The organism is Coprococcus sp. RTP21204st1_G4_RTP21204_210225 (assembly GCF_040915385.1).
Classification (GTDB): domain Bacteria; phylum Bacillota; class Clostridia; order Lachnospirales; family Lachnospiraceae; genus Allocoprococcus; species Allocoprococcus comes.
The window spans coordinates 226187-242451 of the sequence record NZ_JBCPDP010000002.1 but is presented as its reverse complement, the minus strand read 5'-3'; the positions used below and the strand labels follow the sequence as shown (position 1 = coordinate 242451).

Genomic DNA, 16265 nt, shown 5'->3' with positions numbered 1-16265 from the left:
CATCCACCCCGCTTATTTTTTCCTGTGTATCAGTTCCCGTATCAGCTGTGTCAGATACGTATTTTCTCTGTCCAGCCCGGAAAGCAGTTCCAGTGCTTCCTGTGAAATAACTTCCACATCTCTGGTTGCTTTTTCCAGACCTTTTAATGTAACATAGGTTGTTTTTTCATTCTTTTCATCGCTGTGGACCGGTTTGCCAAGCTCTTCTGTAGTACTTGTCACATCCAGGATGTCATCCTGGATCTGGAAAGCAATCCCCACATCCGATGCGATCTTCTGCACTTTCTCAAGCTCTGCATCCTCTGCACCTGCAAGAAGTGCCCCGATCATCATCGAACTTTCGATCAGCGCTCCGGTTTTCAGTTCATAGATAAAGTTCAGCATGCCTTCATCAAGTCCCACACCGCAGGAAGCCACATCCACGACCTGACCGCCTATCATCCCGTAAATACCGGCTTTTTCTGCAAGGATTTTTAAAGCTTTTCCAATCAGAAGACTCTTTTCAGGTGCGATTTCAAATGCCTTTACCGCCGTCTCAAACGCATAGTTCAGAAGTGCATCCCCGGCAAGAATTCCCATTGCTTCCCCGTATACGATATGCGTTGTCTTTCTTCCTCTACGGTACTCGTCATTGTCCATTGCCGGCAGATCATCGTGCACCAAGGAATAAGTATGGATCATCTCCATTGCTGCCATAAACGGCTCGATTTCTTTTCCTTCTCCTCCGAAAAGGCGGTATGTCTCCTGCATCAGCATTGGGCGGAGTCTCTTTCCGCCTGCCATCACACTGTACTCCATCGCCTCCATGATCTGGCTCTGGTAACCTTCTGCTTTCGGCAGATATTTTACAAGAAGCTTTTCAATCACTTCTGTTCTTTCTTTCATTTCTTCTTTAAAAGTCATGTATTTCTCCATTCTCTTCCAGCACCTGCACTTTTTTCTCTACTGTATCAATCTTCTCATTACAAAGCTTCAGCATTTCCATACCCTTCTGATACAGTCCGAAGGACTCTTCCAGCGAAGTATCTCCCGATTCCAGCTCTTTTGCCACCTGATCCAGCTTTGCAAAAAGCTCTTCCAGAGATTCTTCCGGCATTTCTTCTGCAATCTCGTTTTTCTTATCTGCCATTTTCCTACTCCTTCTTGGTATCTGTTACCTGTGCCTCGATCTGCCCGTCTGTCACATAAATCCGAAGCCAGTCTCCTTTTTTTACATCCGCTACTTTCTTTACGGTCCCTTCCGATCCCTGTACATAGGAAAAGCCCTGGTTCAGCTTGGCAAGCGGAGAAAGTCCCTTCATCCGTTCGATCCGGATTGCAAGCTGCTGACGGCTTTCCCGCAGATTCCGCTCCATCAGAAGCGGCAGCATCTCCTGCACTTTCCGAGTCCTCTCCTGTTCCTGTTCCAACCGCTGATGCATGGCTTTTGGGATCTGCTCCTCATAGTCTGCAAGCTGCTGGCGCATGGACTTAAGTTTCCCTGACGGACTTAAGTAACGGAATTTTTCTGCATACCGCGCTGTATGAAGTGATGCAATCTCCAGCTTTCTCCTCATACTTCGGTGCATCCTTTCCCGTTCTGTCCGGATCGTTTCCAGAAGTTCCCGGTAATTACAGATTGCAAGCTCTGCCGCAGCAGAAGGCGTCGGTGCACGAAGATCCGCTACATAATCTATGATCGTCGTGTCCGTCTCATGTCCTACTGCCGAAATAACCGGTACACTGCATTCAAAAACTGCGCGCGCTACATTTTCCTCGTTAAATGCCCACAGATCTTCAATAGCCCCCCCGCCTCTGCCAACGATCATCACATCAACCTTTGCTTCCTCCAGTGCACGGATTCCCCGTACCACACTTTCAGACGCGCCATCCCCCTGTACCAGTGCCGGATACAGAAGAATCTGCACATATGGATTTCTCCGCCTGGTAATGTTGATAATATCGCGCACTGCCGCTCCAGTTGGTGCCGTTACAACACCAACTGTCCGCACATATTTCGGAATCGGCTTTTTATATTCCGGCGCAAACATTCCCATTTCTTCCAGCTCTTTTTTGAGCTTTATAAATTTTTCATAAAGAAGTCCCGCACCATCCAGTACGATCTCCTTTGCATAAACCTGATATCTGCCATCTCTTTCATAGACGCTGACGCTTCCAAGCACAATTATCTGCTGCCCTTCCTGCATACGAAAAGAAAGCCCGCTGCGCTGCCCGGCAAACATAACACAGGCAATCGTTCCGGACTCATCTTTCAGTGAAAAGTACAGATGTCCTGAAGTATGGTACTTACAGTTTGACACTTCCCCTTTGATATAAATTCGATTCAACATAAAGTCTTGCGTAAACATATTCTTAATGTACGCATTGACCTGTTTTACAGTATATACATTTCGCATGATTTCTGATTCTTATGCAAGCTTTCCGAGTACACCGTTGACAAATGCCGGTCCCTCATCTCCCGAAAAATTCTTTGCCAGCTCAACTGCTTCATTGATCGCTACTTTGACCGGCACTTCGTCATCCCACTTCATCTCATATACGGCAAGACGAAGAACAGAAAGATCCACTTTATTCATACGTCCGGTTTTCCAACCGGTTGTATGTTCATTGATCATCGCATCGATTTCTTCTTCGTGTGCTGCGATATCTTTGACCTTTTTGCGCATATATCCGCGTTCTTCCTCACTTGCTTCTTCTACCTGTTCCAGATACAGTTCGATCTGTTCGTCTGCATCAGCCGCATCAAATCCGATGCTGAAGAGCATTTTAAATATATGTTCTCTGACTTTACTTCTTCGCATGTTCTCTCTCCAATTATTCTTCTTCCGGCATGTCCACACCTGCAACACGAATGTTTACGTCTGCAACGGTAAGACCTGTCATATTCTCGATTGCTGCCTTTACTTTTTCCTGTACCTTTAAAGTAGTATCTTTGATACTGCTACCATATTTGAGGTTCAGGGCAAGGGATACGGTAACGATACCTTCCAGCACGTCTACCTTTACTCCTTTGGAAAGGCTCTTCATTCCAAGCTTTGCGATCAGTTCTCTGGTTGCATTTCCTGCCATGGAAGATACCCCCTCTACCTCCATTGCTGCAAGTCCTGCGATAATTGCAACTACTTCATCAGCAATCTGTACTTCTCCGAGGTTCTCATCTGATTCTATCTTATAGGTATTTCTCTCTTCTTTACTCATTATAAGTCCTCCTGTCTGCGGTTCTTCCGCTCCTCGCGCTCATCTCGGAACCTTTCGCTTCCTCGATGTTCGTTGCACTCACATAGTCCTGGCTTGAAAATGATTCGTCTGCATGCAGCCGATCATTTCCCACCCTGCACTGCGCTCTTTTTACGCTCCTCGCGCTCATCTCGGAACCTTTCGGTTCCTCGATGTTCGTTGCACTCACATAGTCCTGGTTTGAAAATGATTCGCCTGCAAGCAGCCGATCATTTTCCACCCAGTACTGCGTTTTTTTTACGCTCCTCGCGCTCATCTCGGAACCTTTCGGTTCCTCGATGTTCGTTGCACTCACATAGTCCTGGCTTGAAAATGATCCGTCTGCAAGCAGCCGATCATTTTCCACCCAGTCCTGCGCTCGTCGCTATGCGTTCATTGTAACATAAAAGATCCTTATTGGAAAGTTTTTTAGGAACGTCCGAATTCGGAAAGTTTCAGTCCTTCGTTTCGTTCCAGCACCATACGGATGCTCCAGCTGTTGACAAACAGAAGAAGCGGTCTGTCTTTCAGGTCCTTGATCTTCTTCATATCGGATGTGCCGACCAGCTTGTCCATATTGATTTCTTCATTCTCGATCCAGCGGATATGTTCATATGGAAGTGGTTCCAGACGGATCTCCACGTTATATTCATTTTCCAGACGGTATTTTAATACATCAAACTGCAGGACACCGACTACACCGACGATGATCTCTTCCATACCGGTGTTGAATTCCTGGAAAATCTGGATCGCGCCTTCCTGCGCGATCTCGTTGATTCCCTTGATGAACTGCTTTCTCTTCATCGTATCCACCTGGCGTACTCTGGCAAAATGTTCCGGTGCGAAAGTCGGAATTCCTTCGTATGCAAATTTTTCCGCTGAATTGGTCAGTGTATCCCCAATGGAGAAGATACCAGGATCAAATACACCGATGATGTCTCCACCATAAGCAGTATCGATCATGTGGCGTTCACTCGCCATCATCTGCTGTGGCTGTGACAGACGGACTTTCCTGCCTCCCTGGATATGGAAGACATCCATGCCTGCCTTGAACTCACCGGAACAGATACGCATAAATGCGATTCTGTCCCGGTGTGCCTTATTCATATTTGCCTGGATCTTAAACACAAATGCGGAGAAATCTTCTTCTTTCATCGGATCGATCAATCCTTTGTCGGACATTCTCGGAAGCGGCGAAGTCGTCATTTTAAGGAAATGCTGAAGAAAGGTCTCCACACCGAAGTTGGTCAGAGCTGATCCGAAAAATACCGGAGAGAGTTCTCCTTTGCTGACCATCTCCTGGTCAAATTCCGCACTCGCTCCGTCCAGAAGCTCAATCTCTTCTTCCAGCTGTGCGAACTGTGCTTCACTTACGATGCTCTTTGCTTCCTCACTGTCGATGGAAACCTTCTCAACTTCCCCGATCGAGGTTCCTTTCTTGGTATCTGAGAAAATCTCCAGTTCTCTGCTGTTCCGGTCAAATACGCCGCGGAATTCTTTTCCGGAACCGATCGGCCAGTTGATCGGACAGGTAGCGATCCCCAGTTCCTTTTCAATATCATCCAGTAATTCAAAGGTATCCATCGCTTCACGGTCCATTTTATTGATAAATGTAAAAATCGGAATATGACGCATGACGCAGACTTTGAACAACTTTCTTGTCTGTGCCTCCACACCTTTTGATCCATCGATCACCATAACCGCCGAATCGGCCGCCATAAGAGTACGATAAGTATCTTCCGAGAAATCCTGATGTCCCGGTGTATCCAGAATATTGATGCAATAACCGTCATACTGGAACTGCAGGACAGAAGATGTTACCGAAATACCTCTTTCTTTTTCAATCTCCATCCAGTCTGAAACCGCATGTTTCGCTGTTGCCTTTCCTTTTACAGAACCTGCCTGATTGATTGCCCCACCATATAACAGAAACTTCTCTGTCAGGGTAGTCTTACCTGCATCCGGATGGGAAATGATCGCAAATGTTCTTCTTTTCTTTATCTCATTCGTAAAATCTGCCATGTTATTCTACTCCTACTATTTTCTCAATGTCACTCAAACTCTTATTATATGGTATTTTTGCTATAATATCAATCCCCTGATTCACTCGTATTTGTACTTTCATGGATCGGTGTGATCACCACATTTGCAGCATTTACCTCTGCTTTGCGTGTGACAATATCCTCGATCTGTGCCCGTTTTGCATCCGACAGATCCGCCACATCAACGACCACATCTGCGGATTCTTCGGTAAGACTTACCACCGCATCCTGAAAGCCTTTGCTGGCAAGCAGAGTCTCAATTGCAACCTCCTGTTCGGCGCGCTGTGTCATCTCCACCATCTGCGCAACTGCATCTGCTTTCTGGTCTTCTGCGATATCTGCATTATCAATGATCGCCTGCAGGGTTTCTTTGTTTTTTGCCCGCACCTGCTCCCGGTTCACTTTTGCCTGTGCTACAAGCGCACTGACCGATCCATTTGTCAGCACCGCCTCTCCCGGATTTCCGTCCACCTGATCGTTATCCGCTGTCTGGAGGGAGCTGTCACTTCCTGTGTCCTGATCCGAAATATCCAGAAGTTCCTTATTTGCCATCTCGCTTCCCGTCTCTGCTGTTTTGTTTTTCGAGCCAAAAATTTTTCCGGAATAGTTCAGATATCCTGCCGCAGCGATCATCACCGCAAGAACCGCAATCACAATCTGATTTTTCTTAAATACTTTTTTCACTAGCCTTCCTCCTATAAGATTCTTTTTTAGTTATGCTTCATTACTTTTATCTTATGCGTGTCTACTCCGAATAATGCCTGCACAGCCTCTGTGATATTTTCAATCACGATGGCATTATCTCCGCCATCTGCAATTACGAGAACACCTTCTATCCGGGGACTTAATTCCTGTTTCACATATGGCGTTTCTTCTCCATTTCCGTTTGCATAAACTGCCGTCTCTGAAGAACTGGTATTTTTTCCTCCGCTCTCCCCTTCCTGCACCTCACTTGTCATCTCCTGGTCCTTTTCCACTACCTTTTCCGAGGAAGAAGCCAGAGTGATCATCACCTTTACATTTCCAACTCCTTCTACTTTTGCAAGTGCATTTTCCAGCCGTGTTTCCAGTGCATCTGTATAAGTATCCCCCGATGCATTTTCCGCCTTCTGCACCTGCTGTTCATCCTGTGTCTGGTCTGATTTTATATCGGAAACAGGCATCGCGATCACAACCAGAAGCAGTCCGACAAGCAATATGATCAGCCACTTGTCTTTTTTTATTTTACGAATTTCAAACATCTTCATTCACCGCCCTTTTCGAGCAAATCCGCCGCATACTCCATCTCTTTTATCATCTGCTCATACTCCGCCGTCCGATACAGCTCCGTTACCTGTCCGGCTTCCCCCATAAGGTCCAGAACCGGCTGGGCAAGCAGAACTGTCAGAAGAAGTCCGCAGAAAAAACGGACATATTTCCGGTAGCTATTCTCTGGAAGTGCCTGCAAAAATGCGGTTACAAGAAGCATATAAACGGCGAGATTCTGCATCCACCTGTAAACCAGCTGTATCATTTTATCCCTCCTACGAAGCTGCCGATGCCGCAACTGCAAGTGTCACCAGAAACAGGACCGCCGTCGCAAGCACCGTCTTTAGCAGCATATGATAACCTTCCCCGGTAAAACTGATGGCCTCCACGATCCGTTTATCAGACACCGGCTGGATAAGTGCCGCCGTTCCTTTGTAAAGAAGCGTCAGAATTCCCATATTGATGACCGGGATCATCACAACTCCCGTTACAAGCAGTGCCCCTGCAATTCCAACTCCATTTTTTAAAAGGACCGCACTTCCAAGCACGACTTCGCTTGTCCCGCTGACTACATCACCGATTCCTGGAATCATTCCCACGCCCTTTGTCCAGACACTCCTTTTCACCTGATCTGCCGCCGGACTGATTATCCGCTCGATAAACCCGATCCCCGTCACCAGGGCAAGCAGACTTTTCAGACTCCATCCGATTACAAGTCGCAAAAGTTCCGCTGCCTTAGAAAGAAATTCCTCCTCCGTCAGATTGTTCAAGATTTCCATCAGAAGTGCGATCTGGATCAACGGAACGATCCATTTCAAAATCACAAGTTCCACAAGAAAAATCAGGAAAAGCGCCAGATTATAAAATGCGATCGCAGAAATACTTCCCACTGCGACTGCCATACAGACAAAGTAGACAGGACAGAGTACTCGCATAAAGAGGATCAGATTTTCGAGTCCATGCTGTACCTCTACGGCTGCTGCCTGAAAATTCCGTATGCCGACTGTAATCACAGACAGGTATACCAGAAAAAAGGCGGTCTGTGAGATCTGGCAGTTCTGAAACACTTCCGAAAAGTTGGAAAAAACCGCTGCGATCAGCACCAGAAAAATGATAGATGCGAGCACCGGTTTATTGACCTTCAGCACATAGAAAAACTGATCCGTCACAAAGTTTCTGATCTGTCCGGCAGACAGGTTCTCATCCTGCCGGATCACAGACTCAACAAGATCCTGAAAATGCAGTTTTTCTTCCGGGAACAGTTTTCGGATTGCCGTATCCAGATCCTTTACCTCTGTCAGCTCCCAGATTTTCTGCTCTGTTTCCTCCTGTGTTTTTTCCAGATCCGTTTCTGTCATATTATCTTCTGTCCGGTTGTTTTCCGAAGAGGAATCTTCCCCTGCCGCAAATACCTGTACCGGCAGTATCAGTACGAAGATTACAAGTCCGATCATGCATGCTATGCCATATTTCTGAAAATAATGTTTCATTTTTCTTCCCTTTTACTGTCCAAGTTCGCGGATTGCAAGAAGCAGTGCTTTTAATATCGGCATTCCTATTGCAAGTATACTGAGCCTTGCAAAGACCTCGATCTGCCCGGCGATCGTCTGATAACCGGCATCCTTGCAGATTGCTGCCGCAAATTCCGCCAGATAGGTCACACCCAGGATTTTCAGCATTGCCGTCAGATATACCGCATCGATCTTTACAAAGCTGCCAACCAATTCCAAAGTTTCCCGGATCACCGACAGATTCCGGCTCATTCCGAGAAAAAGGAAAATGCTGACCGCAATCCCCAGATAGATCCCATACTCTTTTCTGGTATTTTGAAATTGTAATGCCAGGAAAGTTCCTGCAATCCCGATGCAGGCTGCCTTAAGGATACTCATCTTTTCCCTCCTTTACAGAGCAAAGAGCCGTCTGATATCGTCAAACAGATCTGAAATATAAGGAAGGATCCAGAATAAAACCAGGAGCAGTCCTGCAAGGCTTGTGAGAAATGCCTGTTCTTCTCTTCCGCTGTGTTTCAGCACCTGTCCCAGGACAGAAACCAGAATCCCGACTGCCGCAATTTTAAATATCAGATTTACACTCATGTTTCGCTCCTATTTACAGAATCAAAATTGTCAGGAAAAGCCCTGCTGTAACACCCAGCAGATTGCAAAGCCTCCGTTTTTCCTGAATTTCTTTTAAAAGACCGCCTCTTTTTTCTTCCAGAAATTCTGCATACTGCAAGAAAATCTGCGTTTCCTGCTTCTTATCCAGGCTGCCAAGCTGCATCCCAAGCTCATGCAGACGTACCCTTTCCTCCCTGCCAAGGAGCAGACATTCAAGATCACTTTCGCAGCACCTCTCCCAGATTATTGCAAGACTTCTTGACGGCATCTCCAATTCTTTTGCCAGATGTTCCAACCAGATCCTGTAGTTCTGACTGCATCTTCGGGAAACAGAAGCGCATACCTGGGCGAGTGGTGCATAAGTATACTCCATTTCTCCCGCAAGCTGCCTTATCACTCTTTGCAGCTCTCCGGTATCCGTGATCTGCCTTTGATATTCCATTCCCCTGCTGTATCCATAGCCGGATGTCGCCGCCACAATTCCCAGGCATCCGACCATTTTCAGATACACAGTTTTTCTCCCCGTTCGTTATAAATCCCTTCAATTTCTCCTACATGTTTCCCGGATTTCATCACAACATATCTGGCAAAGCATCTTTCCTTTACCAGATTGCTGACCAGTGGCTTTTCACGGATCTCATCCATACCGGAACCATGCACCGTCGTCAGCATGGTTGCCCCACAGTGCATGGCGTACTCGATCGCCTCTACATCCTTCGCTGTCCCGATCTCATCTGCCGCGATCACCTCCGGCGCCATGGACCGCACCAGCATCATCATTCCTTCTGCTTTCGGGCAGTTGTCCAAAATATCTGTCCGCATCCCAAGCTGGTTCTGTGGTACGCCACGGTAGCATCCTCCAATCTCTGAACGTTCATCCACCACACCCACATTTCTTCCTTCCACCCAGCGGTTCCCATCCGAAATCTGCCGCACCAGATCCCGCAAAAGTGTAGTCTTTCCTCCACCTGGTGGGGAAATGATCATGGTATGGCAAAGTCTTCCTTTTTCAAGGATCACAGGAAACAGCTTATTCGCACAACCTGTAATCTCATGGCAGATTCGGATATTGATCGATGTAATATACTGAAAATTCCGGATCTGTTCCTTTTCCGAAATAATTTTCCCGGAAATTCCGACCCGATGCCCTCCTTCAATCGTCAGAAACCCCTGGCGCAGTTCATTTTCATAGGCATACAGGGAATAATTGGATACATATTCCATCGTTTCACGCAGTTCTTCTTTTGTCACCCGATGGGTAAAAAGTTCTTCCTTTCCCTCTTTTTTCACTGCAAGCGGCTGCTCTTCCCGAAGCCGGATCTCCTGGATCTTCTCAAAATCCAGTCCATGATTCAACAGGATCCCTCGGATTTTCTCCGGAAGCACCGCCAGAATTTGATCTTTCTTTTCTCTTCTCATCTTGTCCACCTCTCTTTAAAAAATGTATATGGAAGGCAGGAGAAAAATAGAACTAAAAAAGGACTCTACCGATACTGGTAAAGTCCTTCTGATTTTATAAAACTTTATTCTGCAACATCTTTGATGCTGAAGCTCAAACGTCCCATCTTGTCTTTTCCAAGGCAAACCACTTTGACGTGATCTCCGATAGAAAGAACATCTTCTACATGGTCGATTCTCTGCTTAGCGATTTTGGAAATGTGTACCATTCCTTCTTTGCCCGGTGCAAATTCGATGAATGCGCCGAATTCTTTGATGCTTACAACATCACCTTCAAGAACCATTCCTGCCTCGAAGTCTGTTACGATGGTAGCGATCATCTTTCTTGCCTGTTCCATGCTGTCTGCATCTACGCCACAGATAGATACGCTTCCTTCATCTGTGATATCAATCTTAACGCCTGTCTTTTCGATGATTGCGTTGATGGTCTTTCCTCTCTGACCTACAACTTCACCGATCTTAGCCGGATCAATATTCATCTGAATGATCTTCGGTGCATACTTGCCAACCTGTGCTCTTGGCTCAGCGATTGTCTTAGCCATAACTTCATCCAGAATGTAAACTCTTGCTTTTCTTGTACGTGCAATTGCTTCTTCGATGATCGGTCTTGTCAGTCCGTGGATCTTAATATCCATCTGGATCGCTGTGATACCTTTATGTGTACCTGCTACCTTGAAGTCCATATCTCCGAAGAAATCTTCCAGTCCCTGGATATCTGTAAGTACCAGATAATCATCGTCAGTAGCACCTGTTACAAGACCACATGAGATACCTGCAACTGCAGATTTGATTGGTACACCGGCTGCCATAAGTGACATAGAAGATGCACATACACTTGCCTGAGAAGTAGAACCGTTAGATTCAAATGTCTCAGATACGGTACGGATCGCATACGGGAATTCTTCCTCTGACGGAAGTACCGGTACCAGTGCTCTCTCAGCAAGGGCTCCATGTCCGATCTCACGACGTCCCGGTCCTCTGGAAGGTCTTGTCTCACCTACAGAGTATGACGGGAAGTTATAGTGATGCATATATCTCTTAGATGTCTCAGATTCATCCAGTCCGTCTACCTTCTGTGCTTCTGAAAGCGGAGCCAGTGTGGTGATGGTACAGATCTGTGTCTGTCCACGTGTAAACATAGCAGAACCATGTACTCTCGGAATCAGGTCAATTTCTGCGGCAAGTGGACGGATTTCTTCGATTGCACGACCGTCCGGACGCTTGTGGTCTTTGAGGATCATCTTGCGGACAACCTTCTTCTGGTACTGATATACAGCTTCACCAAGTTTGGCAAGCCATTCTTCGTTATCAGCAAAAGCTTCTTCCAGCTTTTCTGTGATCTTACGGATATTTTCTTCTCTTGTCTGCTTGTCATCTGTGAATACTGCAACTTCCATCTCTTCCGGTGTTACGATCTTCTGAATCGCTTCAAAGAGTTCTTCCGGTACTGCAAAGCTTACATAATCATGTTTTGGTTTTCCACATTCTGCAACGATCTGGTCGATGAATGCGATGACTTTCTGATTCACTTCATGCGCCGCGAAGATGGCTTCGAGCATCTTAGCTTCCGGCACTTCATTTGCTCCGGCTTCAATCATGATTACCTTTTCTCTTGTAGATGCAACAGTCAGTGCAAGGTCAGACTTTTCTTTCTGCTCTGCAGTTGGATTGAATACCAGTTCTCCGTCAACAAGTCCTACCTGGGTAGAAGCTGTCGGACCATCGAACGGGATATCAGAAATAGCAGTTGCAATCGCTGATCCAAGCATAGCAGTAAGCTCCGGTGAGCAGTCCTGTTCAACAGAGAGAACCAGGTTCTCCAAAGTTACATCATTTCTGTAATCCTTCGGGAAAAGCGGTCTCATCGGACGGTCGATCACACGGCAGGTAAGAACAGCATTTTCTGATGCCTTTCCTTCTCTCTTGTTAAATCCTCCCGGGATCTTTCCTACTGCATAAAGCTTCTCATTGTATTCAACGCTGAGCGGGAAGAAGTCAATTCCTTCTCTTGGTTTGTCGGATGCAGTTGCTGTTGAAAGCACAACTGTATCACCATAATGCATAAGTACTGCGCCGTTCGCCTGTTTGGCAACTCTTCCAACATCTACGCGGAGTGTACGGCCTGCAAGTTCCATTTCAAACTTTTTGTACATAAATGTTCTCCTTTTTTATCTGTTTATCTGACGGGTAAAATCTCCGAAACTACTGAAAAATACACTTCTCAAAATATACTTTTCAGTGGTCTCGGACGCAATCTCTACCCACAATCTTTTGTATTATATCATATCCTTACATCTCTTGCAAGATTCTATATAACTAACTTTAAAATGTGGCAAAACACGGTTATTGGTCACTCCCATGTCAATCACTATGCTGATTGGCATGGATGATGCATGTTGTACCGGTTCGGCTCATTGTTTGCGTAAACAAACAGGGAGCGAAGACATCCAGCTGATGCCTTTCGCTCCCTGTAAAATACGTCTTACTTTCTTAAACCTAATCTTTCGATCAGTGAACGATATCTTTCAATGTCATTCTTCTTAAGGTATGCAAGAAGTCCTCTTCTCTGTCCAACCATCTTAAGAAGTCCTCTTCTTGAGTGGTGATCCTTCGGATTAGCTTTGAAGTGATCTGTAAGATCATTGATTCTTGCTGTAAGAAGAGCTACCTGTACTTCCGGAGATCCTGTATCTCCTTCTGTTCTTCCGTATTCTTTGATAATCTGTTCTTTCATTTCTTTTGTGATCATTTGTCACTACCTCCTAAATATACTGTTAATTGCCTGATATTAAGCAGTGGTTGGAGATTCCATCTGCCGAACATCGGTTTTTCATACTTGCCTAGTGTACCATATGCCCCGAATCCTGTCAAGAAGGATTTTATCTTTCCCGCATCTGGCAGGTTTTCATATTCCTGTTCACAGGCTGCCTGTAAATAACCGCATTTCCGGAGCTTTTTCACCGGCTCTGTTATTTCTTATGATGATAACGGAAAAATTCTTTTGCGTAAGCAATATCCTGATCGATCTGAGCCTTCATCATTTCTATCGATTCAAACTTCTGCTCCGGTCTCTTAAAATGATAAAGCTGGATCTCTACCTCTTTTCCGTAGGCATCACCACTGTAATCCAGCAGATTGCTCTCGATCAGCATCCGGTTCTCATCGGATACCGTTGGCTTAAACCCGACATTACCGATTCCGTTGTACCAGATTCCATCAATCCTCACACTATCCAGATAAACTCCGTTCGGTGGAAGAAGTTTATCCCTTGACGGATGTACATTAAGTGTCGGAAATCCCAGTTTTCTGCCCAGCTGCCTGCCATGCTCTACTTTTCCCCGTACAGTATATGCATACCCCAGCATATCATTCACAGCTTCCATATTTCCCTTCCGAAGCTCTTCCCTGACATAGCTGCTGCTGATCTCCCGTTTTCCGTACATCTCTTTTTCAATCACAAAAAGTTCATATCCATACACATCGGCATATTCTGCAAGCATTTTTGCATCACCACGCTTGTCATGCCCAAAGTGGAAATCCGTTCCGATCACAATATACCGGGCATGAATTTTCTCAATCAGGATCTTCCGGATGAAATCCTCTGCCGACATACTTGTAACATCTTCGGAAAACGGGCATTCCAGCAGTACATCTACTTTCTTGTCCAGAAGACATCTGCGCTCCTCATTGGACATGATCCCTTCTCTTGATTTTCCAAGCTTTTCATAAAGCGGATTCATATCAAATGCAAACACAACAGAACGAACGCCTTTTTTCGCCTTCAGCTGACATACTTTTTTGATCAGCTTCTGATGTCCTCTGTGAACTCCATCAAATTTGCCGAGTGTGATTGCTGCCTCTCTGGAATCCTGATAGGCTTCCAGCCCTCTGATATAGTCCATGTTCTTTCCTCTTTAATTACTTTTTTTCATTTCCATCAAAAAACATTTTTACAATCTTGAAGAGATCGTCTTTCCTACAGTAACAGTAAATCGCAATAAACTGATACGATTCATCGTACACGCGGACTCTCTCATCGTTCTCATACTCCTTTAATGCTGTTTCCTGTGAAATATCTCTTTTTCTGAAACTATTCCCGTTCCGTACTGCCGCGGCCGTTTTTGGTGGCAGTACGACCTGTGCATACGTTGGAAACATTTCATCTATCGCGATGATCTTCTCCTCCAGAATCCCTTCTTTCTGAAGCTGTGCAATTTCACCGAGCCGGATACTGTCTTCAAGTCCAAACCGCTCTACACGTGTTCTCAAAAGCTCTTTCATGCATCCGCCACAGCCAAGCTTCTGACCGATATCATGACACAGTGTACGGATATACGTTCCCTTTGAACAGGTCACTTCCAGTTTTACCTCCGGAAGATTGATCTCCAGGATCCGGATCTCATGAATCGTGATTCTTCGTGCTTTCCGCTCTACTTCTTTGCCCTCTCTGGCAAGCTCATAAAGCTTTTTCCCGTTAACTTTGAGTGCCGAATACATCGGCGGAATCTGATCGTATTCTCCCTCAAAGCTGCGGATCACATTTTCCACTTTTTCATTGGTCAGATCTTCTGTGCTATGTTTTTCCAGAACCTGACCGGAAGTATCCTGTGTATCCGTCACCTGACCGAGAAGAAGAACCGCCTGATAGGTTTTATCTTTATCTGTCAGCAGGTCACAAAGCTTTGTTGCTTTCCCAAAGCAGACCGGAAGTACTCCTTCGGCATCCGGATCAAGGGTTCCGGTATGCCCGATCTTTTTCTGCTTCACGATTCCACGCAGCTTTGCGACCACATCATGGGACGTATAGCCTTTTTCTTTATATACATTCAGTACGCCATGTATCATTCCGCTTCGCTCCCACTGTTAAACTGAAGTTCCAGTCTTCTTGCCAGATTGTTGATGATATCATGTGGTGTGGCAGTCATGGTGAATCCGGCTGCCCTTGCGTGTCCGCCGCCGCCAAAATAGCTTGCAACTACACTTACATCTATCTTTTCACTGGATCGCAGACTTACCTTAAAAGTTCCATGTTCAAGCTCATACATAAAAATTGCAACATCGATACCTTTTGTGAGTTTCAGCTGGCTTACGATTCCATCCAGATGTTTCGCTTTTACCTGGTAGAAATCCATCTCTTCTTTTGTAACGTAAGACACAATACATCTTCCGTCCATAAAAAGAAAGCTTTCCAACAATGCACGCCCCAGAATCTGGTTCTGTGCATAGGTCTTTTCATCAAAAGTCTCTGTAATTATTTTTGTAAAATCGATCCCTTTTTCCATCAGTGCTGCTGCTGCGCGCATGGTCGACGGATGGGTACAGGAATAACGGAACACACCGGTATCATGCACCATTCCTGTGTAAAGGCACTCGGCAGTCTCCACAGACATCTTCCCATAATCCAGCAGATCGTAGATCAGCTCACTTGTCGAGCTTGCATCTGGCATGATATAGTTTTGGTCTGCAAAACTCTGGTTGCTCACATGATGATCTACACAGAATCTTACTGCCGCTTTTTTGAAAAGGACTGCCGAAAATCCAAGTCTTCCCATATCCCCGCAATCCAGTGCGATAAACAGATCATAGGTTTTTTCTTCCGTCACTTCATGCCGGATCTTATCTGTATTTTTCATGAACTTCAGTGTATTCGGAAGCTCTTCCAGATAAACATCGATCTCTTTTTCAGGAAAATTCTCTCTGACATAGTTATACAATCCCATACAGGAACCTGCACAGTCCCCATCCGGGCGGACATGTCCGCCAAGTGCGATCGTCCCGGCTTTAGAAATTGCATCTAATAACATACTAATCATCCTCTTCCCGTAAATCTCTTGTTACATCATCAATTTTCTTTGACATCCGGACACCATATTCAATGGACTGATCCAGTACGAACTTGATCTCCGGTGTGTTACGCATATTCAGTGTATGAGCAAGTTCACGGCGGATATAGCCTTCTGCGCTCTGTAATCCCTTCAGGGTATCAGCCTGGGCTTTTTCATCGCCCAGGACACTGATATATGCTTTGCAGGTTTTAAGATCCGGAGCAACCTCTACCGCTACAACCGAAGTCATCGGTGCAACACGCGGATCCTTGATCCCTCCACGCAGAATAGTACTCAGTTCACGCTGTACCTCTGCGTTTACTCTTGTATTCTTAATGCTGTTTTTTCTCATTTTCTAC

21 protein-coding genes are annotated in these 16265 nt (G+C 45.6%); all 21 read right to left on the bottom strand.

All coding sequences use genetic code 11. The annotated features are described in order from the left end of the window. Positions 1 to 12 precede the first annotated feature (12 nt). On the bottom strand, positions 13 to 903 hold the full coding sequence (locus tag AB5213_RS02885) for a polyprenyl synthetase family protein (protein ID WP_215633706.1): 891 nt from the start codon (positions 901 to 903) through the stop codon (positions 13 to 15). Next, a complete protein-coding gene (xseB, locus tag AB5213_RS02880; protein ID WP_008369268.1) occupies positions 893 to 1129 on the bottom strand; it encodes an exodeoxyribonuclease VII small subunit in 237 nt (78 codons plus the stop codon). Before xseB ends, AB5213_RS02885 begins: the two co-directional genes overlap by 11 nt. Positions 1130 to 1133: 4 nt before the next feature. After that, positions 1134 to 2399 carry an exodeoxyribonuclease VII large subunit gene (xseA, locus tag AB5213_RS02875; protein WP_368276328.1) on the bottom strand — a complete coding sequence of 422 codons (1266 nt, stop codon included), beginning with the start codon at positions 2397 to 2399 and terminating at the stop codon, positions 1134 to 1136. Between the two features lie 9 nt (positions 2400 to 2408). Then, positions 2409 to 2801 (bottom strand): transcription antitermination factor NusB, encoded by a 393-nt coding sequence (gene nusB, locus AB5213_RS02870; RefSeq protein ID WP_008369272.1) that lies wholly within the window; start codon positions 2799 to 2801, stop codon positions 2409 to 2411. A gap of 13 nt (positions 2802 to 2814) precedes the next feature. Continuing rightward, complete coding sequence (locus AB5213_RS02865; RefSeq protein WP_008369274.1) at positions 2815 to 3198, bottom strand: Asp23/Gls24 family envelope stress response protein; 384 nt, start codon at positions 3196 to 3198, stop codon at positions 2815 to 2817. Continuing rightward, complete coding sequence (locus AB5213_RS02860) at positions 3191 to 3583, bottom strand: hypothetical protein (RefSeq protein ID WP_349096254.1); 393 nt, start codon at positions 3581 to 3583, stop codon at positions 3191 to 3193. Before AB5213_RS02860 ends, AB5213_RS02865 begins: the two co-directional genes overlap by 8 nt. Positions 3584 to 3645: 62 nt before the next feature. Further along, complete coding sequence (locus AB5213_RS02855; RefSeq protein ID WP_008369278.1) at positions 3646 to 5238, bottom strand: peptide chain release factor 3; 1593 nt, start codon at positions 5236 to 5238, stop codon at positions 3646 to 3648. A 68-nt stretch (positions 5239 to 5306) separates the two neighbouring features. Further along, positions 5307 to 5942: a SpoIIIAH-like family protein gene (locus AB5213_RS02850; RefSeq protein ID WP_117823789.1), complete on the bottom strand. Its 636-nt coding sequence runs from the start codon at positions 5940 to 5942 to the stop codon at positions 5307 to 5309. A gap of 26 nt (positions 5943 to 5968) precedes the next feature. Next, the gene (locus AB5213_RS02845; protein ID WP_215633709.1) at positions 5969 to 6505 is read right to left on the bottom strand and encodes a stage III sporulation protein AG; all 537 of its coding nucleotides are present in this window, start codon (positions 6503 to 6505) and stop codon (positions 5969 to 5971) included. After that, a complete protein-coding gene (locus AB5213_RS02840) occupies positions 6502 to 6771 on the bottom strand; it encodes a stage III sporulation protein AF (protein ID WP_055155880.1) in 270 nt (89 codons plus the stop codon). The genes AB5213_RS02845 and AB5213_RS02840 overlap by 4 nt, the downstream gene beginning before the upstream one ends. 10 nt (positions 6772 to 6781) lie before the next feature. Continuing rightward, positions 6782 to 7996, bottom strand: coding sequence for a stage III sporulation protein AE (locus tag AB5213_RS02835; protein ID WP_055155879.1), 1215 nt, complete (start codon positions 7994 to 7996; stop codon positions 6782 to 6784). A gap of 12 nt (positions 7997 to 8008) precedes the next feature. Then, positions 8009 to 8395: a SpoIIIAC/SpoIIIAD family protein gene (locus AB5213_RS02830; RefSeq protein ID WP_008369287.1), complete on the bottom strand. Its 387-nt coding sequence runs from the start codon at positions 8393 to 8395 to the stop codon at positions 8009 to 8011. 12 nt (positions 8396 to 8407) lie between these two features. Further along, on the bottom strand, positions 8408 to 8602 hold the full coding sequence (gene spoIIIAC / locus AB5213_RS02825) for a stage III sporulation protein AC (protein WP_008369289.1): 195 nt from the start codon (positions 8600 to 8602) through the stop codon (positions 8408 to 8410). 13 nt (positions 8603 to 8615) lie between these two features. Continuing rightward, the gene (locus tag AB5213_RS02820; RefSeq protein WP_022220255.1) at positions 8616 to 9134 is read right to left on the bottom strand and encodes a stage III sporulation protein AB; all 519 of its coding nucleotides are present in this window, start codon (positions 9132 to 9134) and stop codon (positions 8616 to 8618) included. After that, on the bottom strand, positions 9125 to 10042 hold the full coding sequence (spoIIIAA, locus tag AB5213_RS02815) for a stage III sporulation protein AA (RefSeq protein WP_008369292.1): 918 nt from the start codon (positions 10040 to 10042) through the stop codon (positions 9125 to 9127). Before spoIIIAA ends, AB5213_RS02820 begins: the two co-directional genes overlap by 10 nt. A gap of 104 nt (positions 10043 to 10146) precedes the next feature. Then, entirely contained in the window at positions 10147 to 12234 is a 2088-nt protein-coding gene (locus tag AB5213_RS02810; protein ID WP_008369294.1) for a polyribonucleotide nucleotidyltransferase, read from the bottom strand. Between the two features lie 329 nt (positions 12235 to 12563). Then, a complete protein-coding gene (rpsO, locus tag AB5213_RS02805; protein ID WP_008369295.1) occupies positions 12564 to 12830 on the bottom strand; it encodes a 30S ribosomal protein S15 in 267 nt (88 codons plus the stop codon). Between the two features lie 220 nt (positions 12831 to 13050). Further along, positions 13051 to 13983, bottom strand: a complete 933-nt coding sequence (locus tag AB5213_RS02800; protein ID WP_055247055.1) for a bifunctional riboflavin kinase/FAD synthetase — start codon at positions 13981 to 13983, stop codon at positions 13051 to 13053. A gap of 16 nt (positions 13984 to 13999) precedes the next feature. Beyond that, positions 14000 to 14926, bottom strand: a complete 927-nt coding sequence (gene truB / locus AB5213_RS02795; protein ID WP_055260760.1) for a tRNA pseudouridine(55) synthase TruB — start codon at positions 14924 to 14926, stop codon at positions 14000 to 14002. Then, the gene (locus tag AB5213_RS02790; RefSeq protein ID WP_211133456.1) at positions 14923 to 15885 is read right to left on the bottom strand and encodes a bifunctional oligoribonuclease/PAP phosphatase NrnA; all 963 of its coding nucleotides are present in this window, start codon (positions 15883 to 15885) and stop codon (positions 14923 to 14925) included. The genes truB and AB5213_RS02790 overlap by 4 nt, the downstream gene beginning before the upstream one ends. 1 nt (position 15886) lies before the next feature. Next, positions 15887 to 16258: a 30S ribosome-binding factor RbfA gene (gene rbfA, locus AB5213_RS02785; RefSeq protein WP_008369305.1), complete on the bottom strand. Its 372-nt coding sequence runs from the start codon at positions 16256 to 16258 to the stop codon at positions 15887 to 15889. Positions 16259 to 16265: the final 7 nt, after the last annotated feature.